The sequence below is a fragment of the Burkholderia reimsis genome (assembly GCF_003294055.1).
Lineage (GTDB): Bacteria > Pseudomonadota > Gammaproteobacteria > Burkholderiales > Burkholderiaceae > Burkholderia > Burkholderia cepacia.
The window spans coordinates 1-297 of the sequence record NZ_QMFZ01000177.1 but is presented as its reverse complement, the minus strand read 5'-3'; the positions used below and the strand labels follow the sequence as shown (position 1 = coordinate 297).

The window sequence follows — 297 nt, the reverse complement described above, 5'->3', positions numbered from 1 at the left end:
TCGGCGGCTGCGTCCACGTCTGGTTCGCGTGGCCCGTCACGTTGTCGCCGCCGATGTCGCCGCCGGTGCCCACCGTCACGTTGTCGCCCGACACCGTCGTGTTGCCCACGCCCGCCATCCCGGTGTTACCCGCGATGTTCAGGTTCGGTGCGGTGATGTTCGTGCTCGTCTTACCCGCCACCGTGCTGTTCGGCTGCTGCGTCCACGTCTGGTTCGCGTGGCCCGTCACGTTGTCGCCACCGATGTCGCCGCCGGTGCCCACCGTCACGTTGTCGCCCGACACCGTCGTGTTGCCCA

The 297-nt window shown here is 68.7% G+C and carries 1 pseudogene; it reads right to left on the bottom strand.

The annotated features are described in order from the left end of the window. Positions 1-297, bottom strand: a pseudogene (locus tag DPV79_RS43010) (hypothetical protein); the annotation flags it as partial.